The following is a 22,624-nucleotide window of genomic DNA, read 5'->3' as shown; positions in this document are numbered from 1 at the left end:
CACCGCTGTCCGCATGAGGAAAGGCAGAACAATCATGGCCGGAGTATTCATCAACTACCGGACCGGCGACGGCGCCACAGCGGCTGTCCTGCTCGACGAGAAATTGAAGGAGGTATTCGGGCCGGAGAACGTCTTTCGCGACCGCCGCACCACGCAGCCCGGCGTGCACTTTCCGCCCGAGCTGTGGCGCCACCTCGAAAGCTGTGCGGTCCTCCTCGTGCTGATCGGCCCGAACTGGCTCTCGCTGTGCGACACCGACGGCCGGCGCCGGATCGACGTACCGGGCGACTACGTCCACGACGAGATCCAGCGCGCCCTCACCTTGCGCAAGACCGTCATCCCCGTGCTGATCGACTCGGCCGAGCTCCCGAAGAAGGAGCAACTGCCCGCTGACATCGCCGAGCTGACGGAACGGCAGTACATGCAGCTGCGGGTGCCGTACGCGCATCTCGACCTCCCCGTCATCACGGAGGCCCTGCGCAGCCACGTACCGGTGCGCAGGACGGAGCCGCAGCCGGACCCGCGGCCGCAGTCGCATCCGGCGCCGCCCGCGCCCGGCGCCCCGCAGCCCGGCGCGTACTCCACCTATCACGACTGCGCCGTGAGCAACGGGTCCGGCAACGCCACCGTGAACCAGAACCGCGACGCACAGAGCGGAGACCGACAGTGAGCGAGACCGAACACGCCGGGCCGGAGGACGCGGCGGCGGAGGTGCCGGCCGAGGAGCCCGCTGCCGCCGCGGAGGAACCGGCACCGCCCGAAGCCGTGGAGCCGAGCCCGGCCGGAGCGTCGGACGGCACCGAGGCCACCGGTGCGAGCGCCCCGGACGACCTCACAGCACCCCAGCACGGCGACAGCCGGCCGTCGGCCCAGGACACCGTCCGGGCCGCCGCCCGCCGGGAAGCCGGCGACGGCGGCGACTTCACCCGCTACCAGCAGGCCCGCCAGCAGAACGCCCTGAACAAGCTCAAGCGCAGCGCGGTCGCCAACGGCAGCGGCTCCGCCTTCTACGCCGAGCAGCTGACCATCGGCGGCGACAACGGCGTCGAGATCCAGGTGCTGGGCGTCACCTCGCTGACCGTCGCCGAACAGCTGGACTCCCACCAGGACGTCGAGCAGCAGCCCCAGATGGCCGCCCGGCTCGCCGCACAGCACGTGGTGGTGCTCGCCGGGCAGCCGGGCAGCGGCCGGCATTCCACGGCACTGACCCTGCTCGCCGGCTGCTGCCCCGACGACCGGATCAAGATCCTGCACAGCGAGGCTCCGGGCATCCTCCAGACGCTGTGCCGGCGCGCCGACGACCTGCTCACGCCCGGTGGCTTCGTGGTGGACCTGGAGGACCAGCCGCTGAAGCTGTCGACACTGGAGACCCTCGGCCATCTCGCCCGCAAACACCGCGCCTTCCTCGTCATCCTCGGTGAGCTGGGCCGGGTGGACCCCGACCTGCTGCGGCCGCACGCCTTCGAGCACCGGCGCCCGGCCCTCGGCCCGGTCCTCGCCGTACATCTGCGCCGGCTGCTCGCGGGGCACCCCGGAGCGTGCCCCGAGCAGGACTGCACCGCCGAGCACACCACGGAGTTCACCGCCCGGATGCTGGAGTCCCAGGAGGTGCAGCGCACCCTCGACGGGGCCCCGTCCGTACGCAGCGTCGTGGAGTTCGCCGAGCTACTGGCACAGCACATCCACTCCGCGGACACCAGCCTCAGCGACGTCATCGGTCAGTGGCGCGACCGGCTGCGCCGACTCGCCAAACAACTGCTCCGGGTCCCCGCCGAGACCGCGCACGGCCCGGTGCTGGACCCGCACCGCCAGGCGTTCCGGATCGCCTACGCGCTCTTCCACGGCCTCCCGCTCTCCGATGTCTTCGAGGCCGGCGAAGTCCTCAGCGCGACCGTGCTGCCGCGCTACGAGACCCGTGAACCGGCCCCCACCAACCATGTCTTCGAGCGGGAGCTGGACCAGCTGATCCCGCAGGAGATGCGCGCCCCCGGGGACGCGTTGTCCGGCGGCCGCACCGACGACAACCCCCGGTGCGCCCGGCTGGTGAACGAAGATCTGATGCACGCCGTCATCGAGATCGTCTGGCACGACTACGACAGTCTGCGCGAGCCGTTGCGCGAGTGGCTGACGGCGCTGGTCGCCGGGCCGCTGGAGCGGATCCGGGTACGGGCCGCGCACATCGCCGGGATTCTGCTCAGCCACGACTTCGACAGCGTCTACCGGGACTTGATCCGGCAGTGGGCCCGGAAGTCCACGGCCTACCGGCAGTCCGCCGCGCTCGCCCTGGAGATGGCCGCCCACGACCCCCGGATGGTGGGCCGGGTGCGGGCTCAGATCCGCAGCTGGCTGAGCAGCCCCCGGTGGGAGTACCAGGACAGCGCGGCACGGGCGTACGGCACCCTGGTCGGCGCCCAGGACGTCCCGGACACCCTCTGGGCGCTGCGCGAACTGGGCACCCGGCCGGAGCTGGCGTTCAGCAGCTCGGTGGCCTTCTCGATGTCCTGGCTCTACCTCGCCCGCGCGCCGGGCCCGACCGCCGACGCACTGGACCGCTGGATCGCCTCGGACAACGACCATCTGGCCAAGCACGCGATCCGCACCCTGCTGATCCTCAGCCGCTACGGCGTCGGCCCGGACCGGCGCGACCGGCCCGTCCTGGCCGATACCGCGATGACCGATCCGGACCGTGCCGAGGCCCTGGTCCGCCTGTGGCGCCACGCCCTGATGGGCCAGGACAGCTCGACGCGCGCCTGGGACCTGCTGCGGCGCTGGCTGCTGGCCGGGGACGCGGACAAAGAGCTGGCCGCCTTCCTGGAGGTCCTCGTCCCGCGCATCTGGGCCCGGCCGCTCTCCCTCCGTGCCGGGTTCTACCTCGGCATGTGGGCCGGCCGGCACCCGGACTCGCGCACCATTCGCCAGCTCCGGGACCAGCCCCCCGAGGACGGGCCCACACCCGGCTCCGCGTCCTGACGACACCCCGTACGAAGAGGAGACAGACCATGACAGAGCGCAAAGGACTCCGCACCAGGCTGCGCAATTGGTGGCGCCGGGTGACGCGTAAGGACGAGACCGGGCCCGCCGGCGCCCCGGAGGTTGCCGACGACCCGGAGAGCCCGGACGGCACGGCACTCGGGCAGGCGGCCCAGGGTGAGGTGGCCGTGGAGCTGCCGCCGGTCGAGGAGACGCTGTCGGTGGCGGCCGACGGCGATGTGTTCGCCTTCGAACTCGTCCCGCACTTCCGCTGGAGCAGCCAGGAGATGACGCTGGACGTCCTGCGGGAGCGCGCGGCGCTGCACGAGGAGGCGGCCCGCGGCAAGCTGCTGCGCCGCGCCTGGTCCGTCGCCCGCGCCTGCGATCCCAACGATCCGGTGGCCGCGGAGAAGGCCGTCAACAAGGAACTGCGCGGCGGCTGGTGCTACCACGACGAGAAGGGCCTCATCCGCTGCCGCCCCTCCGTACGCATGCGGATGGACCCGGCGCTGCGGGAACATGTGCTGCCCTTCCACCTCGCCGAAGTACGGATGGAGAAGGAGCACCACCTCGGCGAACTCAAGGCGGACCAGGTGCAGGAGCTGACCGAGCGCTGGCTCCGGGTGATGAGCGAACTGGAGCTCCTCGGCACCCTCGGCGCGGCCGAGCGGCGGCTCCTGGTGCCCTTCGCCGCCGCCCTCGCCGACGAGGACTTCTTCAAGGTCATGCAGGCACTCAAGAACACCCGCCGCAACGGCGCCGAGGCGCTCGCCGACGTCCTCACGGCGGCGACCAAGCACCACGAGCAGGTGGGCCTGTTCGAGTACGCCAACGCCTACGACAAGGCCCTGAGCGAATTCTGCCGTCAGATGGGGCTCAGCCCCTTCTCCTGGGTGGACACCGTGGGCGACGTCGGGGAGCTGGCGCCGTGAACACCACAGACAGCACCACGGTCCGGATACCCGGACGCCGCCGGGGCACCTCCGCGCTCGCCGGCGCCCTGGGAGCGGCACTGCTGGCCGGTCTCCTCGGCGCCTGCGGCAAGGAACCCCGCCTGGACGCCTGCGCCTGGATGAAGCAGCCCGCAGACACCACCGGCCGTACGGTCGTCCTCGTCGACGCCTCCTCCTCCGTACGCGGTCCGGGCGCCGGGCGCGACTACGCGCACAGCATCGCCGCTCTGCTCAGGTCGGTGGTCGCACGCAAGGACACCGTCTCGGTCGGCAGCTTCAGCGGCGACTCGGCGCAGATCAGCTGGATCGCCAAGGACCGCTCGGCCGACTGGGTCAGGGACAACAACAACGAGATCAACCAGAAGACGCGGAAACAACAGGCGGTCAGCTGCCTGACCGGGCTGGTCGGCAAGGCCGAGCGAGCCGTTCCCCGCAGCGGCGGCAGCAACGTCCTCGCGGCCCTCGGGGCCGGAGCGTCCTCACTGGAGGGCGCATCCGGCAGCCGCAGCCTGCTCGTTCTGACCGACGGGCTGTCCACCACGGGCTGCGCCGATCTGAGGGCGGCCGCCTTCCGGGACCGGAGCGAGATCAAGGCCATCACCCGGGTCTGCGCCGCCCGGGACGAGACACCGTCCCTGACCGGAGTGCGACTCACGCTCGCCGGGCTGGGCCAGCCGGCCACCGGACAGCCCGCACCCATGCCGGCCCAGCGGACCTGGCTGAGCAAGCTGTGGCGCGCGCTGTGCGGCGCCGGCCGCAAGGACGCGCACGGCACCTCCTGCACTCTCGCCCCGACCGCCATCGGCACGGCCGAGGGGCGCAAACCGGGGAAGAAGACACCCCAGGACCCGGCCGTCGCCTACGCGCAGGACCGCCCGCAGACCTACGAACTCCCGGGCGCGGCGCTCTTCGACACCCGCTCGTCCACCGTTCGCCCGCAGGCCCTGCCGCTGCTCAACGATGTCGCGGTCAGCGCCCGTACCACCCCCGGCAGCAGGGTCGTCGTCTCCGGTTACGTCGACCCGCGCGGCCGGCCGGACAACAACCACCGGCTGTCGCAGGCACGCGCGGACGCGGTGAAGGACGTGCTGACCGGCCTCGGGGTGGAGCGGGTGACCGCCCACGGGCGCGGCCTGCCCACGGGCTGCCCGAAGCCGGACCACACCGCGGGCGGCCGGATGACCGCCGAGGACAAGCTCCAGTGCGACCGGCGCGTCGACATCGAAATCACCAGGAAGTGAGGGCGGCGGGCAGCGATGAACACCACCAACGGAAAGAACCGGGCGGGGCCTGCCGCCCGCTATCAGTCGGCGGTCGACTGCCCTGGCAGCGACCCCGCCTTCATCGGACTGGACCCCAGGAAGCGGCCCTCCGCCCGGCCCGTGGACCAGACCGACAGCCGGGAACAGGCCGCCCTCATGCGGGCCTTCACCGATGCCAACACCGCGCTGACCGCGGCGCAGCCCGGGCTCGGCACCGCGGTCACCGCGGTCGCCGACACCTTCCACCAGGCCCGGACGACCATCGAAGCGGCCGAGCGGTTCGTCGTCGCCCGGTCGTCCCAGCAGGCCCAGGAGCGCGTCGGAGAACTGCGCGTCCGCCACGCCGAGGACGGACCGGAGAGCCTGCGCCGTCGGCCCGTGCTCTGGCGACGGCTGCTGTGGCCGACCCTGGTCGGCTGCGTGGCCTTCGACACGATGTTCATCGGCACCCTGATGCAGCGGTTCTTCGGCCTGGGCGAGACCGAACCCGGCTACTACCTGGCCTACTTGCCCGGCTTCGGCGTCGCCGTCTGCCTGCTGGCCGCGGGCAGCCTCCTGGCCGAGTCCGTCTTCCGGCGGCGTACCCGCACCGCCCGCACCCTGGAGCGGACGCGCCGAGGTCCGGTCGCGGCGCTGCGTGAGGCGCTCTGGCCCAGGAGCCCGCGTACGGAACGACGGAAGGCCGGCGAACTGCCCTGGCCCAACGCGGCCGGGCCGGTCCTCTTCACCCTGGCCATCCTCACCATGGTCGGAATATGGGCGCGGATGCGCGCGGCCGGTGCGGTGCGTGAGCATGTGGATCTGGCGCCGGACCAGAGCGCCGTCGTCATCCTCACCCTGGTGCTCAGCACCGCCGCCATCGTGGTCAAGGTGCTCGCCCACAACCCCTGCGCCGACAGCGACCAGGAGGCCCGGCGGGACGTCACCGACGCGGAGCAGCAGGGCAGAAAGCTGCTGAGCGCGGCCCGGCGCAGCCTGGTGGCGCACACCGGGACCTGGTGGCGGCTGCGGTCCACGGTCGAGGCGGCGGCGAGCGACGCCCACCGTACGCTCGACGAGGCCTGCATCCGCATCGTCGAGGAACGCGCCCGCACCGGTGTGGCCGGCAGCTACGACCTTCCCCTGACCGCACCCGCCTGGCCCTACCCCGCCTCCGCACGCAACGGCACCCGGCTGCCCACCGGAGACCGGGCACCCGCCCACCCCACACCGCCCCGGGCCCGCCTCGAACTCCTCGACCACGTCTACACCGTGCTTGTACGCTACGGCCCCGATCAGCTCGAAGACCGCCTCAACGGCATCGCCGGCGACCTGAACGCACAGTTCCGCGCCTCGCCGGGGCAGCCGGTGGAGCAAGCGGGGGAGCGAACAGGGGCGACGCGTGCCGACGAGGCAGGCGAGGCAGACGAGGATCAGACGCCCGAGGGGGCCCCGGCGGCAGCGGAGGACGTCCGGGCACCCGAGGAGAACCGGTCTGTGGAGGACCGGGCACCGGAGGAGGGGCGCCGGGCACCTGAGGAGCCCGGCGCCTCCGGCGAGACAGCCGATCCGCGTCAACCGTCCGGAGAGGGCCAGGCCACCGCCGCACCCACGGCGGAGCCCGGTGACGCCGACACGGGCACCCGGCCGTCCGAGGACGAAGGCCCGGTCTCATGACCGCGCAGCCGAGCCTCGGCCCGGAGGAAGTGAAGCATCTGGAGTTCCTCCAGGCGGTGATCGCCCGGCACGCCAACACCTCGTTCCTGGTGAAGAGTTGGGCCATGACCGTAAGCGGCGCCTTCATCGCGGTCGCCACCCGCGGGCCGAGCTGGAAGACGGCCGCGGTCGCCGTGGGACTGGCGACGGGATTCTGGCTGCTCGACAGCTACTACCTCCGCCAGGAACGGAGGTTTCGCAGCCTCTACGAGAAGGTCGCCGGGCGTGTGAGCCCGGTGGTGCCACCGTTCAGCATGGACGCCGAGCAGCACGGCGGACCCGTGCCCTGGCGGGCGGTGGCGCTTTCCCGGACGATGCTGCTCTCCTACGGCGTCCTGGTCGCCATCGACACCATGACGGTCCTCTTCCTTGCCTGACCGCCGCAGATGCTCCGCGCACGGGAGGCGCGGTTCAGGTCTCCGTGGGCCGGGCGGCGGTCCATGGCAGCAGCAGGCCGTCGCCCTCGGCGCGCGGGACGACGTGGAGATGGAGATGGCGGACGGTCTGGGTGGCCGCGGGGCCGCGTGAGGTGATCACATTGCAGTCCCCGGCCTCCGCCGCGAGTTCGGCGGCCCGCAGCATGGTGGCCGCCGACACCACCGGGTCCTCGGCGACATCGGCGACATGCACCCGGGGGATGACCAGCACATGCCCGGCGGTGACACCACCATGGCGGGGCCGGATGGCGAGGGCGTCAGGCCACTCCCGCAGCACCGTGGCCGGCGCCCGGCCGCACACGATGAGGCAGAAGGGGCACCCGGATCGCCGGGGAGTACGGGAAGGCTGCGGGCGGGCGTCCGGAGCCTCCTCGGTCACCTCGCGGAACTCCCCATAACTGACCATCGATCCTCCGCGGGAGCCGGCCGGACGGGTCGGATCGTCACCGGACCGGGCCGACGCGCACATCCGCTGCCCCCATCATCGCCCCTTCGCTCCGCTGATGCGGCACTTGGCCATGTTCCAGCCGTTTTGCCCACCACCGGCCGCCTTGTCCAGGCAGCCGTCGTCACCAGAGTTTGTCGATCTCGCCCGGGTACAGCTCGATCCGGGAGTGCGGGAACGAGGAGCGATGGTCCCGGCCCAGGGGCGAGAAGAAGGCGGCCATGGTGACCTTGTCGAAGCCCGGCCGGTCGCTGGGGAACGGGGCCTGGGGCGTACCGCCGATGAGCACCGCACCGGGCAGCCACTCCCAGCCCGCGCTCTCGTAGAACGGCTGAAGCGGCCGGTCACAGGTGAACAGGCCGATATCCAGCTCCATGGCGGCCATCGCCGCGCGGGCGGCCGTCACCAGCCGGTGGCCGTGGCCCTTGCCGCGGGCGGTGCCACGGGTCACGACCGTGCTCAGCCCCGCGGCCCGGTACCGCTGTCCGGCGTGCACGATCTCTTTGGCGAGGATGTCCAGCGCGGCGAGCACCGTGTCACCGTCGACGAGCAGCATCGACACCGGCCGCAAGACCGGGTCATGGGCGAACGTGCCGGGCGCCGACGCGGAGTCCGGCGGCCACGCCTCGTCCCTGAGATCCGCCACCTGTGTCCGAAGCGCTGGCGGGGTCTCGGTCTCCGGGAATGTCATGATCGGCACGCGCCCATTGTGACGGCCCCGTACGAGGGAGGCCAGCGGTTTCGCCTCGGCCGGGCGGGCCGGCGCGGTGCCGCGCGCCCGCGGTGCTTTCGGCGCTCACGGAGCCGCATCGCGTCCGCATGTGGCGGTGACTCCGGGGCAGGTGAACCTCATGGGAATGTTGAGGCGTTGGGAGCGCGTGGTGGAGGACTGCGAGAGCGCACTGGTGGCCAAGATCTTCCGCACCGACCCGGTCCAGTTGCTCGATGCCCTCCGGCAGGAATGCGACGGCCACGCGATCGTGTGCAGCCAGAGCCGAGTCCTGGTACCCAATGACTACACCGTCGAACTCGCGCAGCACGTGCACGATGAACTGGCCGCCCGCGGCGGAGAGGTGGGCCGGCAACTGACCGATGTACTCGCCGCGCACGCCGTCGACCGCGGCTACGAATGGGCGGGCCCGCTCACCGTCCATGTCACCACGGCCGAGGTGCCGAACGGCCGGTACCGCATTTCGAGCGCGGCCCTCGCCCACATTCCCGCCGCTGCCGCCGGTCCCCGGGGAGCCTGATCAGGAAGCCCGCCGAGCCTGCCGAGTCCGTCGGTCGGCGCCGGGCTCTCGGCCCGCCGCCGTTTCGCTCGTGGTGACCGAGGGGGCGGCCGCCCCCGCGTGACCGCGGATGTGCGCGGGGACGGGCCGCCTCCTCGGGTTTGCTGCCGACGGCTACCGGTGAACTACCGGAAGCCGTACGGGGTTTACAGCGGTCGGGCCCACAGGTCGTACTGGAGGCCCGAGCCGTCGCAGAAGGGGTCGGCCCACTTGCCGCTGCTGACCAGGTCGGTGCCGGCCGCCTGGCAGCCGCCGAGGGTCCAGAACTTCTTGCCGGTCCACACCGTTCCGGGCGGGCCGTCCATCGGCTTGACCCGGTGCTGCGCGGAGGCGGCGGCCGGCGCTGCGACCCCGGCCCCGGTGGCGGCGTGGGCCTGAGCGGCACCACCCAGTCCGATGACCGTGAGGGCGGCGGCAGCGACCGCGGTGCTGAGGATTCGCTTATTACGCATGTGTTGTCCTTCCCCGTAGTCAGGGCCCCTTGCGGGCCCGTCACCCTCCACACGGATGCCGCCCCCTCGACGTATGACACCCCTTCATGTGATGTGCATCACATTGCCGTCGGGACCTGATGAAGGATGCCCTCATCGTCGCCGTGTCCATGAAGTGCCATGGCCGAAAAGAGATTTGACGGTGAGTCAGCACTCTGGGAGCGGATCCTGCGCGTCTGGTAGGGAAGTGTGTCGTGGTGCCCGATTCGCCCGTCGCCTCGAAGTGGGCGCCGAAGGGGCGTCATGGCGGGGTGTCCGGCGTGTTGCGCAGGTTTCGGGAGGTACAGGTGTGATTGGGCGAGCTGCCCCTACCTGCGGATTTACCTGTTCTTTTCAGGGTGTTGGCCGGAGACGCTTGCCTTGGAAGTGCGGGCATGGATAGCGTAACCAGCACCTAAAGCTTTCTGGACAGCTTTAGTGAAAGCTAAAACATCGTTTCGTTCCCGGGTGGGGGAGAAGTATGCAGATCAAGGTTGCGGTGGCGTATCACAGTGGATACGGCCACACCGCAAAGCAGGCCGCGGCCGTCGCGGCCGGCGCGGAGAAGGTCCCCGACACCCAGGTAAGCCTGGTCTCCCTCGCCGAGCTGAACGACGAGCTGTGGGAGGTGCTTCAGGAGTCCGATGCCCTGATCTTCGGTACGCCGACCTACATGGGCGGCAGCAGCGCCGTGTTCCGCGCGTTCGTCGAGGCCACCAGCCAGGTCTGGGGCGACAACATGCGCTGGAAGAACAAGATCGCGGGCGGCTTCACCAACAGCGGCAACATGGCGGGCGACAAGCTCAACGCGCTGATCGACATCGCGCTGTTCGCCGCCCAGCACGGCATGGTCTGGGTCGGCCTCGCCGAGTACGGCGGCTGGAACACCTCCTCCGGCAGCCCCGAGGACCTCAACCGGCTCGGCAGCTGGCTGGGCGCCATGTCCCAGTCGAACAACGACGAGGGTGCGGACGTCACCCCGTGCGCCAGCGACCTGCGCACCGCCGAGGCACTCGGCCGCCGGATCGCCGAGACCGCCCACATCCACAAGGCGGGACGCGCGGCCGTGGGGTTCGACGAGGTGTCCGCCTGACCCGGTGAGCCGCACTGAGGCAGCTGCGACCGGGGGGGGGACCCGATGAACAGCCGTCAGGAGTCTGCGGTGTCTCCTGCGGACGCACAGTCCGGGGTGGTGCACCGCGGTATGACCAGCCGTCATGAACGCATCGGGACGACGGTGGCCGGGCCCGAACCGGCCCGCGTCGTGGGGGCGCGGGCACCATGGCCGGGCTCACTCCCGGCGCCCCTACGGGCGACCCGGCCCGCCCCTTCCGTATCGCAGCCCTCCACCGCGGGGTCTTCGGGCTCCAGCCCGCCAGGGGCAGCTCGCCCTCCGGCGGCCCTGGAGCCCCGTAACCCGGCCCGGGGAGTGAACAGGCCGTCAGCAGCGTGCCGCCGGGGAGAGCGGCGGTCCTCGCTGCCCTCCCCGGGCGGTCTCCAGGAGGTTTCCGCCCGGCGCCCTCCGCGTCCGGCAGCACGTCCCGAGACACCGTGACGTCGCCGCAGGGGCTCCGCGAGTCCTTCCTCGTCCGGCCGTCGACCGTCCGCTTCCCGCTCCGCCGCACACCGGCCGGGGCCTGACAGAGCCCCACGGTGCCGTGAGGTCCGGCAGCCGGTGCCGACCTGGCACCGCGCGGCGCCGGCGGGCCTCGCTCGCGGCCCGAAGCAACGCCACTCCGGAGGCCCGTCCCCCGGAGTGAGGTACCACGGCCGCCATGGCGTGGCACCCCTCCCGCTCGCCCTCGCGGCGCAGCCGGAGCCGGCGCGCCCCGGGCGCATCGGCTCCCACCGGTCCCGGCCGGCTGAAGCTCGTCCCCGTTCGGCAGTCCCACCACCTTCACCGTGCCCGCGGCCGTCGCGCGCACGGCGTGCCCTGGCCGCGCACCCTCTGTGCGGCCGTTCCCTGCCACCCCGAGGAGATCAGCCATGTTCAAGACCACCACCGACACCGAACTGGCGGGCAACCCGATCGATGAGGTGATCGGCTCCACCATCCGCTATGCGGCGCTCACCTCCGCCGCCAAGCTCGGCATCTTCCGCACCCTGGAGGAGGACGGCCCCAAGACCCTCGACGAGCTGGCCGCCGCGATCGGTGCGAGCACGGACGGCACCCGCGCGGTCGCCGACGTCGCCGCCGTCCTCGGCTGGCTGACCTTGGAGGACGGGCGCTACCGCAACGGCCCGATCGCCGAACGCTGGCTGGGCAAGAACGCCGAGTACGACTTCACCCCGGCGCTGCTGTGGGCGTACGAACTCACCAACGTGATGTGGGAACTGCCGCAGGCCGTACGGGACGGCAAGCCCGCCCAGTCCCTCTGGGACCGCTGGGCCGACAACCCCGAGGCCGGGCGGGACTTCTCCGCGTACATGCGGGTCAAGTCCCGGCTGACCGTGCAGCCCATCGTCGAGGCCGTCCCGCTGCCCGAAGGGGCGCGCCGCCTCCTCGACCTGGGCGGCTCGCACGGCCTGCACTCCATGGCCATGTGCGAGCGGCACCCCGAGCTCTCCGCCACCATCCTCGACCTGCCCGAGGCGCTCGCCGACACCGGCACCGCGATCGAGAAGGCCGGGCTGTCCGACCGGATCACCCTCCAGCGCGGCAGCTTCCTCAGCGGCGACCTCGGCACCGGCTACGACGTGGTCTTCCTCTTCGAGATCGTGCACAACCACACCGACGAGGAGAACCGGGACCTGGTCGCGCGGGCCGCCAAGGCGCTGCGCCCCGGCGGCCGGATCGTGGTGCTCGAAGATGTCCGCGGCGAGCAGCTCGAGGAGCACAACGCGGCGTTCTCGCTGGCCATGTACGCCTGCTCCGGTGACCGTACCTACAGCGAGCCGGAGATCTCCGGCTGGCTGACCGACGCGGGTCTGTCGGGCGTCGAGCGGATCACGCTCCCGTCTTCCGTGTCTCTGGTCGTCGGCACCAAGTAAAGCCGGCAGCCGGGGAAGGGGGGAGCACCGTGCAGATCGATCTGGCACACCGGTCGACCAGCTCATGGCTGGACGCCGCGGACCTCGCTCGTGAGGTGTACGCCCAGGCATACGGCGCCGATGTGGCGCCCCGGCCCGACTCGTTCATCGTCGCCCGGCCGGCCTGCGGCGCGGCGGAGGAACCCTGCGCGCCACTGGCCTGCGCGGGGCTCACCTTCGGCAGCGACCAGGAGCTGTTCTCCGAGCGGTACCTCGAAACCGGCGTCGAGGACGCCGCACTGGCCCGTCTCGGAGCCTCGGTCGACCGCAGGCGGGTGGTGGAGGTGGGGGCACTGGCCACCCGCCGCGCCTCGGTCGGCCGCGAACTGATCAGAGCCACCCCGATCATCGCCTGGTGCCTGGGCATGGAGTACATCCTGTGCACGGTCACCCAAAGCCTCATCACGACGCTGGACCGAACGGGCATCTCGTTCGTGCCGTTCGGCCCCGCCGACCCGCGCCGGCTGTCGCCCGACGAGGCGGCGCGCTGGGGCACGTACTACGACCAGGAGCCTCAGGTCGGCGTGATCCCGCTGAACGCCCTGGACCGGCTGTTCTCCGACGCCACCGGGCGCTACTCCGTCACCGATCTCCAACTGAGCATCAGCGCCATGGAGGTGGCCGGCCATGCTGGGCATTGAGCAGAGTCTGGTCCGCTTCGGTGAATCGGCGCGTCCGCTGGTCGAGGTCCTGGGGGAGGACGGCACGCCGGCCCGGACCCTCAGCTACCAGGAGGTGACGCGCCGGGCCGCGGAGCTCGCCGAGCGGATCGGCGCGCACGACGGCCGGCCGCTGCGCATCGGCGTGGTCTGCGGCAACACCCCGGAATACGTGGTCGCCGACCTCGCACTGATCGCCGCGCGCGCCACCGAGGTGCCGGTCCCGCTGGCCTTCTCCGCCGAGCAGGCCGAGGGTCTGCTGGCCGAGACCGATCTGTGCGTGGTGGACGCCGCCGGGCAGGAGCGGCTGACCCAGTGGGGCAGGGACCGGGTCCTGCACCCGGACTGCACGGTGCTGCCGCTCTCCACGGACGGGCCCGTGCCGTCCGCGCCCCTGGTACTGCCGCCGGCCGCCGCCGGGGGAGCGGACTGGGAATGCAAGATCATCCACACCTCCGGGACGACCTCACGTCCCAAGGGGGTACGGATCCGGGCGGCGGCCCTGAACGAATTGCTGACCTCACTGCGGTCGGTGATGCCCGACGGGGCCTTCTCCCGCTATCTCTCCGTCGTCCCGTTCAGCCTGCTCATCGAGCAGGTCACCGGCCTCTACATGGTCCTGCTCGACGGCGGGACCGTGGTCCTGATGCCGCCCGGCAAGGCCCTGGTCGGCACCGCTGCGGCGGCCCCGGCCGACGTCCTGCCGTATGTGACGGCCGCCCGCCCGACCGCGATGGTCGCCACACCCGCGCTCGTCGACGCCTTCGCCACCGCCGCGGACGAGGCCGTGGCGAGCGGAGCCGCGGTCGCACCGGCCCTGTTCGGCACTCCCGGCGCGCCGCTCATCTGCTGCGGCGGGGCGCCCGTGCACCCGGAGCTGCTGCGGCGGCTGGAGGACCACGGGCTCCCCGTGCACGAGGGGTACGGACTGTCCGAGAACAGCTCCGTGGTCAGCTGGAACACCCCGGACGCGCGCCGGCCGGGCACCGTCGGCCGGCCGCTGCCGCATGTCCGTGTCCGGACCGCGGACGACGGTGAACTCCTGGTCAGCAGCACCTCGTTGTTCGCCGGCTACACGCGCGACGACCCCTCCAGTCTGGTCCTCGACGCCGACGGCTGGCTCCGTACCGGCGATCTGGCCCGGATCGACGAGGACGGCTTCATCAGCATCACCGGCCGCAAGAAGAACGTCATCATCACCGCGGCCGGCCGCAATGTGGCGCCCGAGTGGGTCGAGGCGCAGTATGCCCAACTCCCGTTCGTCCGCGCCGTCGCCGTGATCGGTGACGGGCTCACCGTCCTCCACGGACTCTTCCTCGTCAAGGAGTCCACCGACCTCGAGGCGGCCGAAAAGGCCGTCCGGGAGTTCGGCGAAGCGCACCTCTCCGAGGTGGAGCGGATCGCCGTGCCGCACCTCACCGTCGCCGACGAGCGCCTCTACCGCCGGTTCTTCACCGTCACCGGACGGCCCATGCGGGCAGCCATCCGTACCGCCCTGTCCAACGGAACGCTGTACGACCACCAAGGAGCAGACGCATGACCACCATCGCTGACGTCGAGCCCTACGGGGACGCCACCGGCCGGCTCGTCCTGCCCACCGGGGACCGGTCGCTCGGTGCACTGGACCCCGCATGGGTCACCGGGCTGCTCGCCGACGCCGGCTTTCTGCTGTTCCGGGGCTTCCGCACGGACCTGGAGGAGTTCACCTCCTTCGTGAAGGCGCACTCCAGCCGGATCACCCTCGACCCGGCGCGCTCCTTCCACGGCGGCGAGGTCGCCCAGAAGGTGGACGCGGGCACCGTCTCCGTCGGCCTCCATCTGGAGAACGGCAACAGCCCGTTCGGCCCCGACCTGACGTGGTTCCTGTGCGAGAAGGCCGCCGCCAGCGGCTCCCAGACCACCGTCTGTGACGGCTACCGGGTCTGGGACGCGGCGAGTGACACCGCCCGCGAGGTCTTCGGCGTCAAGGACATCATGTACAGCCGCCGGGTGGAGGAGCCCAAGTGGAAGGCCTTCGTCTGCCACCAGACGGAAGGCCGCAAAGCGCTTGACGACGTCACCTTCGCCGATATGAAGGACCTGGTGGGCGGCAGTGTCTCCACCACCCTCCAGCTCAACGACGACGGCTCCATCCACTACGCCTACCGCGTCGGCGCCGTCCACCCCACGCTCTTCGGCAGCCGGCTCTCCTGGGCCAACAGCGTCTTCGGCCCCTCGTACAACTACGAGGCCCCGCACATCACCTTCGCCGACGGCACGGAGATCCCCGCGGAGCTGCTCACCGAATTCCGCCGCCTCACCGAGGAGCTGACCGAGGAGCTGGACTGGCAGGACGGCGACGTGGCGCTGATCGACAACACCCGGGTGATGCACGGCCGGCGCGAGATACTCGACACCGACCGGACCATCTACAACGCGCAGAGCTACCTCGACCCCGCGCTGCTGGCCGCCGTGCGGGACGGGAGGGCACAGGCATGACCACCGCCACCACCGGACTCGCCGACCCGCGCGTGGGCGCCGTCCTGGACGAGATCGCCCGGACCGCCGAGCGCAACGACCCGGACGTCATGAAGCGGGCCTACGCCACCGCCGCCGACTGGCCGCAGCCGCCCACCGCGCAAGAGGCGGCCGAGCTGTGCGCCCAGGCCGCGCTGCCCGTACACCCGCAGGTCGGCACCTTCCTCTACCAGCTCGTACGGAGCCTGCGCCCGGCCCTCGTCGTGGAGTTCGGCACCTCCTTCGGCGCCTCGACGATCTACGCGGCGGCCGCCCTGCGCGACAACGGCAGCGGCCGCATCATCGGCTCGGAGCTGCACCCGGGCAAGGCCGACCGGGCCCGCAGCCACCTGGAGCGCGCCGGGCTCGCCGACTTCGCCGAGATCCGGACCGGCGACGCCCGGGAGCAGCTCGACACCCTCCCCGGGCCGGTCGATCTGCTGCTGCTGGACGGCTGGAAGGAGCTCTACCTCCCGGTCCTCAAGCTGCTCGAACCGCAACTGCGCGCCGGTGGCCTGGTCGTCTCCGACAACCTGCCGATGCTGCCGCCCGAGTTCACCGACCATGTCCGCACCGCCGGCAACGGCTATCTCTCCCAGCAGCTGCCGCTGGGCGACGGCATCGAATTCTCCGTCCGCCTCCAGGAAGCCGTCTGACACCGGCTCCGCCCGGCTGCACGAAGCCGTCGCCGGCCGCGTCACCCCGTCCGTACGGAAAGGGCACCGAACACCCGTGAACCCCTCTACCCACCGCCGCACTCTGCTCCGCGCCGGCGCCGCCGCGCTGCCCCTGGCGGCCCTGGCCCCGGCCGCACAGGCCGACGAACGATCCGACCGGCTCACCGCCGCCCAGGTGTCGAGCTGGACCGACGCCTATCTGGAGACCTGGCGGACCAAGAACGACAAGGCCGCGGTCCGGCTGTTCACCCCGGACGCCGTGTACGAGGCGGTGCCCGGCGTGGCCGCGCAGACCTTCCGCGGACGCGACGCCATCGGCCGCTACTGGCGCGACATCACCGCCGGCCAGAGCGACCTGACCGGTCTTCACGGCACCCCGGTCATCACCGGCAACCGGGCGGCCATCGAACTCTGGGTCACCATGCGGGCCCCCGCCCTCAACCCCGACGGCGAGCACTGGGTCACCTTGCTGGAGACCAACTTCCTGACCTTCGCCCCCGACGGCCGCTGCCGGCGCAACACCGAATACTGGAACCTCCAGATGGGCCGCCTGGCACCGCCCCAGGGGTGGGGCACTGCATGACCCCCGCACGCCTGCTCGTCACCGGTGGCCGGGTCCTCAGCATGGACCCGGCCACCGGTGAACTGCCGTCCGCCGACATCCTGGTGGCGGACGGCCGGATCCTCGAGGTACGCCCGGACATCGACCCCGCCGCGGCGGACGAGCGGATCGACGCCCGGGGGTGCCTCGTGCTCCCCGGCTTCGTCGACACCCACCGGCACATGTGGCAGGCGGCGCTCCGCGGCAGCGGCGCCGACCAGACCCTCGACCAGTACTTCGCGACCGTGCTGCACACGCTCGCGCCCCGGCTCAGCGCCGACGATCTCCATGTGGGCAATCTGCTGAGTGCGCTGGGTGCCCTGGACGCGGGGGTGACCACCGTCCAGGACATCTCCAATGTCGACAAGCCGACCGAGGAGCACACCGACGCCCTGCTCGACGCGCTCACCGCATCCGGGCTGCGCAGCGTCTTCGCCTACGGCCAGGGCACCGCGCGGGACGCCCGCCGCATCCGCAGCGGCCGGCTGCATGCCGGGGACGGTCTGGTGACCATGGCGCTGAACGCCGAGTTCGGCAGCGACGAGGGCACCCGGAACAGCTGGGCGCTGGCCCGTGAACTGGAGGTGCCGACCGCACTGCACGTCCGGGGCGGCAGACCCGTCTCCCGGCTGCGCCGCCTCGGCGTACTGCGCCCCGGAACGGTGTTCATCCACGGCACCGGTCTGGACGCCGGCGAGCTGGAGCTGATCCGCGACAGCGGTGGGGCACTGTCGGTCGCGCCCGCCATCGAGATGACCATGGGCCACGGACTGCCGCCGTTCGCCGCGGCGGCCGCCGCCGGTCTGCGTCCCAGCCTCAGCGTCGATGTCGAAGTCGCCGCACCGAGCGATATGTTCACGCAGATGCGGACCGCCTTCCAGGTCGGCCGCTTCGCCGCGCTCCAGGGCCACGCGGGCCCCGACGCACCGTTGCTCACCACCCGGGACGTGCTGGAATTCGCGACGCTCGGCGGCGCAGAGGCACTCGGGATGGCGGACCGGATCGGCTCCCTCACCCCGGGCAAGCAGGCGGATCTGCTGGTGCTGCGGACCGACCGCCCCGGAGTGGCGCCGGTGCACGACGCCACCGCGGCCGTCGTGTCGTCGATGGACCGCGCCGATGTCGACACTGTGGTGGTCGGCGGGCGGATCGTCAAGCGCGCCGGGCGGCTGGAGTACGCCGGGCTGCCGCGGCTGCTGGACCGGGCGGAAGAGGTGCGTGACCGGCTGACCGGCCGCTGACCGCGCGTCAGCGCCGGATCAGCACGCCCTCCTCGATGGCGGCCAGCGCGATGCGCAGCTGCTCGCTGAGGGCCTTCGCCGTACGCTCCGGAATCCGGTCGACGAGCCGGGCGTGCACGGCGGTGGTGGCACGCACCGCCGCCTCGGCGGTCTCCACCCCGCTCGGGGTGAGCTGCACCCAGCTGCTGCGCGCATCGTCCTCGGCCGCCGCGCGGGTGGCATAGCCGGCGGCCACGAGACGCTTGATGACATTGCTGGTCCCGCCGGAGGACAGCAGGAGAGCGTGGGTGAGGTCGGTCGGCTTGAGGCGGTAGGGCGCGCCGATCCGGCGGAGGGTGGCGAGGACCCCGTACTCGGCCTGAGTGAGCCCGAGTTTCTCCAGCTCGGCGGCCGCGGCGATATCAAAGGCCGAAACCAACAGGGCGGTCCTTTTGGCCAGTTCCAGGGGGAGACCGGCGATTTCGGGCAGCTCGTGTCCCCATGCCGAGATGATCTCGTCTACGTGGTCAGGCTCCACTGTGAACCGCCTTCCCTCTACCCGATGCTCAGTACAAAGATATCCCACCCTCCGTACAGGCACGTTCTGACCTGGGGAGACTGTGTGGTTGCCAGATGTGGACACTGTGAAAAGCTTTCCATCTACCTTTAAATATAGCTTTTCTGAATGCTTTCTCTCTATGCTTCTCTCATGTTCACATGTGCGCCGAGACGTGCCCTGGCCATGACAGCGGTCCTGTTTCTGGCCCTGACCAGCGCCACCGCCTGCGCCGGCCGTGACGCGGAAAAGGCCCCACAGGGGAGCGCAATGGCGGAAAACCGTCGCCCCGCCGAGGGAGGAACCACCGAGAAGGGAACCATCGCCGTGCGAGAGTTCAGCGCCACACCGGACCGGCTGCCGTCGTGCTTCCACGGCGTGAAAGGCGCCACCGCCTACCGCCCGGCCGGCTCCTCACAGGACGGCCGCCTGGTCACCCTGGGCACCGGCCCGCGCGGGGTGGTCTTCGCCCCCATCTCCTGGGGCGACGCCTGCGAATGGGCGGCCGAGGCCAAGCGGCTCGCCGCCGACGGCTACCACGTGGTCACCCTCGACTGGGGTCCGGACCGTCGCCGGACCATCTCCGACGCGACCCGCCTGCTGCGCTCGCGCGGCGCCAAGGACGTGGCGTGGGTGGGCGGTTGTATGGGCGGCACGCTGATGCTCGGCATGCTCACGGACCGCACCGACCGCCCGGCCGGCGTCGCCGGGATCAGCCCCCTCGCCTCGCTGGGCGGCTACTCCGCCGGGAACGGCACCTCGTACAAGGGAGAACTGCTGCTCCTGGGCACCGCCGACGACCCGCTCTCCGACGAAAAGCGGCTGCGCGAGGTCGCCGACAGCTTCCCCGAGGCCGAGGTCACGGTCCTGCCCGGCAAGCGCCACGCCGCCGAGATCTTCGCCGGCCCACACGGCACGGCGGCCCGCCGCAGCCTCGACGGCTTCCTCGACCGGACCTTCGCCCCGGCGGACAGCTGAGTTTTCGGCGCGGCGGGACCCAGTGGCGCGGGGCCCAGGGGTGCGGGCCGGCTCCGGCCCGCACCCCTGGGAACGCTCACCGCGTCAGCGCTGGGTGCCGAAGTCCTGTGTCCACCAGGGACCGTTGCCGCTCATATTGACACCCACTCCGGTGTCCTTGTAGGAGCAGTTGAGGATGTTGGCGCGGTGCCCAGGGCTCTTCATCCAGCCGTCCACCGCCGTGGCCGGGTCCTTGGGGCTCTTGAAGATGTTCTCGGCATAACTGCCCCACGAGTACCCGGCCTTGGTCATCCGGGTGCCGGGGTCGACGCCTTCCGGGGTGACGTGATCGTAGAAGTTGCGGGCGGCCATGTCGTCCGAGTGGGCCTGCGCCGCGCGCTGTATTCGGGCATCGACGGTGAGCGGGCCACAACCGTGCTGCGCGCGCTGGGCGTTGACCAGCTCGACGACCTTCTGCGCGAATTGCGCGGCGGTGCCCGTCGCGGCCTGCCCGCCGCTCGGCGTGTTGGCGCCCGCTCCGGAATCGACGTGCGGCGTACGGGGCGCCGTGCGCTTGGTGCTCTCCGTACCGCTTGCGGTACGGCTGGCCTTCGGCCGGGGTGCGGTGTGCTTCTTGGCGTGCTTCTTGGCCTTGGACGGGGAGGCCGAGGGCTTGTGCGGCTTGGGCGAGGGCGAGGTTTCCGGTGTCGAGGAAGCGGAGACCTTCGCGGTGGGCGCCGACGGCTCGGACGCGTCCGCCGCGAGTGCCCGGTCGGCACCGGAGTCGGGGCGCATCAGCACCGCGGACGCGCCGCCCACGGTGACCACGGCCGCCACCGCCAGCAGGGTGGCCTTGCGCCGGGGAGTGTTCCCGGCGCGGTGCGAACCGCCGGTCCGCCCGTGCCGGCCGCCCGTCCCGGCTCCGCCGGAACGCCGGTGCATACCGGACTCGCTCGTCCCGCGGCCGCTCCCGGCCGGAGTCTCGTCGTGGCGCTCCGTCTGAAGGTGGTCGTAGTTCATGGTTCCGTTTCCTGTGGGGGACAGCGATCCGTCGGCCCGCGGAGCCCGGGGGGACCCGTTGGTTTCGCGGCCGACACAGGGGAGACCACGGGGCCGGGGCCCGATAACGAAAACCGCGAAAACTTTTTTCGCGGGCCGTCGGCGGGCCCGATTCCACGCGGTGTGAGCGGTCCGGGACACCGGGAGCGGGCCACGGGCGCGGGCCGGGGAACGGGGCTCTTCCGGACCCACGTAGGTTTTCGTTATCGCGGCCGGCGCGCGGGGTCTCCGGTGTGCGGGGGCCACGGGTACGCACGAAGGAACAGGAACGAGTGGGCGTGAAGCAGGAAAACGGGACGGCGGCCGTCGAAGCGGCCAAGGCCGGGGACGAAGAGGCCCAGGAGCAGTTGGTCGCCGCCTACCTGCCACTGATCTACAACGTCGTGGGACGGGCGCTGGACGGCCATGCGGACGTCGACGACGTGGTGCAGGAGACCATGCTGCGCGTCCTGGAGTCGCTGGCCGATCTGCGGGAGCCGGCGTCCTTCCGCTCCTGGCTGGTGGCGATCGCCATGAACCAGGTACGGCGCCGGTGGGCCTCCGCCCGTAAGGCCCCCGTCGTGGGCCTGGACCAGGCGCCGGAACGGGCCGACCGCTCGGCCGATTTCGTGGACCTGACCATCCTGAAGCTGGGACTGTCCGGCCAGCGCCGGGAGGTGGCCGCGGCCACCCGCTGGCTGGACGAGCGGGACCGGTCGCTGCTGTCCCTGTGGTGGCTGGAGGCCGCCGGCGAGATCACCCGGCCGGAACTGGTCGCCGCCGTCGGGATCGACTCCCGCCAGACGGCGGTCCGGGTGCAGCGCATGAAGGAGCAGCTGGAGGCCGGCCGCGTCGTGGTCCGCGCGCTCTCCGCGACGCCGCTGTGCCCCGAACTGTCCCAGCTCACGGCAGCCTGGGACCAGGAGCCCTGCGCCCTGTGGCGCAAGCGAATAGCCCGCCATGCGCGGCAGTGCACGGACTGCTCCGGGCACTGGGACGGCCTGCTGCCCGCCGAGGGCCTGCTGGCCGGTCTCGCGCTGCTGCCCCTGCCCTCGCACCTCACTCCGCCGCACGTCCTGCCGGCCCCGACCGCCGCGACCGTACAGGCGACCTCGGCACCCACGCCGCACCACGCCTCCGGTACGTCGGGCGCACACCCCGTGCCGCCGCGGCCACCCCGGGGGAAGACCGGCCCGGTCGTCGCGGGCACCGCCACCCTCGTGGTCGCCGTCAGCGCCGCCGTGTGGTGGTCAACCGACACCTCCCCGGAGAAGCAGAAGGCCGAGCCGAAGGCGACCCACACCGTGGCCTCGCGCACCCCGTCGCCGACCCCCACCCCCACCCCCACCCCCACGCCCACCCCGTCCCCGTCGCGCTCCAAGACCGCACCCCCCACCGGGTCCGCCACCCCGACCCCCACCCCCTCGGCCACCCCGCCCGACCTCGAAGAGCAGGCCACCGCACTCATCAACCAGCGGCGGGCGCAGGCCGGCTGCGGGCCGCTGCGCATCGACCCGCGACTGCACACCGCGGCACAGCGGCACTCCGCCGATATGGCGGCCCGCCAGTACTACGAGCACCAGGCCCCGGACGGCACCGGCCCCGACGACCGGATCACCGCCACCGGCTACCGGTGGAGCAGCTGGGGCGAGAACCTCGACCGCGGCCCGCGGACCGCCGCCGGGGCGGTGAACGACTGGATGGGCGACCGTATGCACCGCGACAACCTGCTCAACTGCGCCTACACGGAAGTCGGCATCGGCGTCGTCCAGGGCGCGGGCGGTCCCTGGTGGACCCAGGACATGGCGGCACCGCGCTGATTTACCCGGCCGGGAGGGCAACGGCCGCCCGGAGTCGGTCAGTTGGCGC

The 22,624-nt window shown here is 71.8% G+C and carries 22 protein-coding genes; 17 read left to right on the top strand and 5 right to left on the bottom strand.

Annotated elements, in window-relative coordinates; translation table 11 throughout:
* Window positions 1-34: 34 nt before the first annotated feature.
* From QT196_RS01160 to QT196_RS01135, 6 genes are read left to right on the top strand one after another with little or no spacing between them, the layout of a single operon-like run.
* Window positions 35-670 carry a toll/interleukin-1 receptor domain-containing protein gene (locus QT196_RS01160; RefSeq protein ID WP_290354135.1) on the top strand — a complete coding sequence of 212 codons (636 nt, stop codon included), beginning with the start codon at window positions 35-37 and terminating at the stop codon, window positions 668-670.
* The gene (locus QT196_RS01155; RefSeq protein ID WP_266735590.1) at window positions 667-2,970 is read left to right on the top strand and encodes a hypothetical protein; all 2,304 of its coding nucleotides are present in this window, start codon (window positions 667-669) and stop codon (window positions 2,968-2,970) included. The genes QT196_RS01160 and QT196_RS01155 overlap by 4 nt, the downstream gene beginning before the upstream one ends.
* A 29-nt stretch (window positions 2,971-2,999) precedes the next feature.
* Entirely contained in the window at window positions 3,000-3,902 is a 903-nt protein-coding gene (locus QT196_RS01150) for a hypothetical protein (protein WP_168476517.1), read from the top strand.
* A complete protein-coding gene (locus QT196_RS01145; protein ID WP_290354134.1) occupies window positions 3,899-5,164 on the top strand; it encodes an OmpA family protein in 1,266 nt (421 codons plus the stop codon). The genes QT196_RS01150 and QT196_RS01145 overlap by 4 nt, the downstream gene beginning before the upstream one ends.
* Window positions 5,165-5,179: 15 nt before the next feature.
* Entirely contained in the window at window positions 5,180-6,841 is a 1,662-nt protein-coding gene (locus tag QT196_RS01140; RefSeq protein ID WP_290354133.1) for a hypothetical protein, read from the top strand.
* A complete protein-coding gene (locus QT196_RS01135; protein WP_168476514.1) occupies window positions 6,838-7,257 on the top strand; it encodes a hypothetical protein in 420 nt (139 codons plus the stop codon). The genes QT196_RS01140 and QT196_RS01135 overlap by 4 nt, the downstream gene beginning before the upstream one ends.
* Before the next feature lie 34 nt (window positions 7,258-7,291).
* Here QT196_RS01135 and QT196_RS01130 read toward each other — a convergent pair whose 3' ends face one another.
* Together QT196_RS01130 and QT196_RS01125 are read right to left on the bottom strand one after the other, a co-directional pair.
* Window positions 7,292-7,723 carry an HIT domain-containing protein gene (locus QT196_RS01130; RefSeq protein WP_168476513.1) on the bottom strand — a complete coding sequence of 144 codons (432 nt, stop codon included), beginning with the start codon at window positions 7,721-7,723 and terminating at the stop codon, window positions 7,292-7,294.
* A gap of 163 nt (window positions 7,724-7,886) precedes the next feature.
* Window positions 7,887-8,453: a GNAT family N-acetyltransferase gene (locus tag QT196_RS01125; protein WP_248001551.1), complete on the bottom strand. Its 567-nt coding sequence runs from the start codon at window positions 8,451-8,453 to the stop codon at window positions 7,887-7,889.
* Window positions 8,454-8,619: 166 nt separating this feature from the next.
* Between QT196_RS01125 and QT196_RS01120 the strand changes: the two genes are divergently transcribed.
* Window positions 8,620-9,012 (top strand): DUF3662 domain-containing protein, encoded by a 393-nt coding sequence (locus QT196_RS01120; RefSeq protein WP_323139168.1) that lies wholly within the window; start codon window positions 8,620-8,622, stop codon window positions 9,010-9,012.
* Between the two features lie 185 nt (window positions 9,013-9,197).
* Here the strand turns inward: QT196_RS01120 and QT196_RS01115 are convergent, their stop codons facing one another.
* The gene (locus QT196_RS01115; protein WP_266735597.1) at window positions 9,198-9,503 is read right to left on the bottom strand and encodes a hypothetical protein; all 306 of its coding nucleotides are present in this window, start codon (window positions 9,501-9,503) and stop codon (window positions 9,198-9,200) included.
* Between the two features lie 499 nt (window positions 9,504-10,002).
* On the opposite strand from QT196_RS01115, the gene QT196_RS01110 reads away from it, so the two are divergent.
* From QT196_RS01110 to QT196_RS01075, 8 genes are all read left to right on the top strand, one after another.
* Window positions 10,003-10,614 carry a flavodoxin family protein gene (locus QT196_RS01110; protein WP_085926886.1) on the top strand — a complete coding sequence of 204 codons (612 nt, stop codon included), beginning with the start codon at window positions 10,003-10,005 and terminating at the stop codon, window positions 10,612-10,614.
* 893 nt (window positions 10,615-11,507) lie between these two features.
* A complete protein-coding gene (locus QT196_RS01105; protein ID WP_168476509.1) occupies window positions 11,508-12,512 on the top strand; it encodes a methyltransferase in 1,005 nt (334 codons plus the stop codon).
* Window positions 12,513-12,541: 29 nt separating this feature from the next.
* Window positions 12,542-13,192, top strand: coding sequence for a thermostable hemolysin (locus QT196_RS01100; protein ID WP_168476508.1), 651 nt, complete (start codon window positions 12,542-12,544; stop codon window positions 13,190-13,192).
* On the top strand, window positions 13,179-14,750 hold the full coding sequence (locus QT196_RS01095) for an AMP-binding protein (protein WP_168476507.1): 1,572 nt from the start codon (window positions 13,179-13,181) through the stop codon (window positions 14,748-14,750). The genes QT196_RS01100 and QT196_RS01095 overlap by 14 nt, the downstream gene beginning before the upstream one ends.
* Complete coding sequence (locus QT196_RS01090) at window positions 14,747-15,688, top strand: TauD/TfdA family dioxygenase (protein ID WP_290354132.1); 942 nt, start codon at window positions 14,747-14,749, stop codon at window positions 15,686-15,688. Before QT196_RS01095 ends, QT196_RS01090 begins: the two co-directional genes overlap by 4 nt.
* Window positions 15,685-16,362 carry a CmcI family methyltransferase gene (locus tag QT196_RS01085; RefSeq protein ID WP_168476505.1) on the top strand — a complete coding sequence of 226 codons (678 nt, stop codon included), beginning with the start codon at window positions 15,685-15,687 and terminating at the stop codon, window positions 16,360-16,362. The genes QT196_RS01090 and QT196_RS01085 overlap by 4 nt, the downstream gene beginning before the upstream one ends.
* Before the next feature lie 76 nt (window positions 16,363-16,438).
* Window positions 16,439-16,966, top strand: a complete 528-nt coding sequence (locus QT196_RS01080; RefSeq protein ID WP_168476504.1) for a nuclear transport factor 2 family protein — start codon at window positions 16,439-16,441, stop codon at window positions 16,964-16,966.
* Complete coding sequence (locus QT196_RS01075; RefSeq protein ID WP_168476503.1) at window positions 16,963-18,225, top strand: amidohydrolase family protein; 1,263 nt, start codon at window positions 16,963-16,965, stop codon at window positions 18,223-18,225. The genes QT196_RS01080 and QT196_RS01075 overlap by 4 nt, the downstream gene beginning before the upstream one ends.
* Before the next feature lie 7 nt (window positions 18,226-18,232).
* Here QT196_RS01075 and QT196_RS01070 read toward each other — a convergent pair whose 3' ends face one another.
* The gene (locus QT196_RS01070; RefSeq protein WP_168476502.1) at window positions 18,233-18,742 is read right to left on the bottom strand and encodes a MarR family transcriptional regulator; all 510 of its coding nucleotides are present in this window, start codon (window positions 18,740-18,742) and stop codon (window positions 18,233-18,235) included.
* A 288-nt stretch (window positions 18,743-19,030) separates the two neighbouring features.
* On the opposite strand from QT196_RS01070, the gene QT196_RS01065 reads away from it, so the two are divergent.
* Window positions 19,031-19,738, top strand: coding sequence for an alpha/beta hydrolase (locus tag QT196_RS01065; protein WP_168476501.1), 708 nt, complete (start codon window positions 19,031-19,033; stop codon window positions 19,736-19,738).
* Window positions 19,739-19,822: 84 nt separating this feature from the next.
* Here QT196_RS01065 and QT196_RS01060 read toward each other — a convergent pair whose 3' ends face one another.
* Entirely contained in the window at window positions 19,823-20,737 is a 915-nt protein-coding gene (locus QT196_RS01060) for a CAP domain-containing protein (protein WP_168476500.1), read from the bottom strand.
* 317 nt (window positions 20,738-21,054) lie between these two features.
* Here QT196_RS01060 and QT196_RS01055 point away from each other — a divergent pair, with 317 nt between their 5' ends.
* Window positions 21,055-22,575, top strand: coding sequence for a sigma-70 family RNA polymerase sigma factor (locus tag QT196_RS01055; RefSeq protein WP_290354131.1), 1,521 nt, complete (start codon window positions 21,055-21,057; stop codon window positions 22,573-22,575).
* Window positions 22,576-22,624: the final 49 nt, after the last annotated feature.

The organism is Streptomyces sp. P9-2B-2 (assembly GCF_030406865.1).
GTDB lineage: Bacteria > Actinomycetota > Actinomycetes > Streptomycetales > Streptomycetaceae > Streptomyces > Streptomyces platensis.
Note: the sequence above shows the minus strand (reverse complement) of the source record. Positions and strands in the feature narration are given on the sequence as shown.

What these genes read in the sequence shown, in the direction of transcription:
- QT196_RS01160 (WP_290354135.1), top strand. Translation starts at nt 35, where the DNA reads ATGGCCGGAGTATTCATCAACTACCGGACCGGCGACGGCGCCACAGCG.
- QT196_RS01150 (WP_168476517.1), top strand. Translation starts at nt 3,000, where the DNA reads ATGACAGAGCGCAAAGGACTCCGCACCAGGCTGCGCAATTGGTGGCGC.
- QT196_RS01140 (WP_290354133.1), top strand. Translation starts at nt 5,180, where the DNA reads ATGAACACCACCAACGGAAAGAACCGGGCGGGGCCTGCCGCCCGCTAT.
- QT196_RS01135 (WP_168476514.1), top strand. Translation starts at nt 6,838, where the DNA reads ATGACCGCGCAGCCGAGCCTCGGCCCGGAGGAAGTGAAGCATCTGGAG.
- QT196_RS01130 (WP_168476513.1), bottom strand. Translation starts at nt 7,723, where the DNA reads ATGGTCAGTTATGGGGAGTTCCGCGAGGTGACCGAGGAGGCTCCGGAC.
- QT196_RS01125 (WP_248001551.1), bottom strand. Translation starts at nt 8,453, where the DNA reads ATGACATTCCCGGAGACCGAGACCCCGCCAGCGCTTCGGACACAGGTG.
- QT196_RS01120 (WP_323139168.1), top strand. Translation starts at nt 8,620, where the DNA reads ATGTTGAGGCGTTGGGAGCGCGTGGTGGAGGACTGCGAGAGCGCACTG.
- QT196_RS01115 (WP_266735597.1), bottom strand. Translation starts at nt 9,503, where the DNA reads ATGCGTAATAAGCGAATCCTCAGCACCGCGGTCGCTGCCGCCGCCCTC.
- QT196_RS01110 (WP_085926886.1), top strand. Translation starts at nt 10,003, where the DNA reads ATGCAGATCAAGGTTGCGGTGGCGTATCACAGTGGATACGGCCACACC.
- QT196_RS01105 (WP_168476509.1), top strand. Translation starts at nt 11,508, where the DNA reads ATGTTCAAGACCACCACCGACACCGAACTGGCGGGCAACCCGATCGAT.
- QT196_RS01095 (WP_168476507.1), top strand. Translation starts at nt 13,179, where the DNA reads ATGCTGGGCATTGAGCAGAGTCTGGTCCGCTTCGGTGAATCGGCGCGT.
- QT196_RS01090 (WP_290354132.1), top strand. Translation starts at nt 14,747, where the DNA reads ATGACCACCATCGCTGACGTCGAGCCCTACGGGGACGCCACCGGCCGG.
- QT196_RS01085 (WP_168476505.1), top strand. Translation starts at nt 15,685, where the DNA reads ATGACCACCGCCACCACCGGACTCGCCGACCCGCGCGTGGGCGCCGTC.
- QT196_RS01075 (WP_168476503.1), top strand. Translation starts at nt 16,963, where the DNA reads ATGACCCCCGCACGCCTGCTCGTCACCGGTGGCCGGGTCCTCAGCATG.
- QT196_RS01065 (WP_168476501.1), top strand. Translation starts at nt 19,031, where the DNA reads ATGGCGGAAAACCGTCGCCCCGCCGAGGGAGGAACCACCGAGAAGGGA.
- QT196_RS01060 (WP_168476500.1), bottom strand. Translation starts at nt 20,737, where the DNA reads ATGAACTACGACCACCTTCAGACGGAGCGCCACGACGAGACTCCGGCC.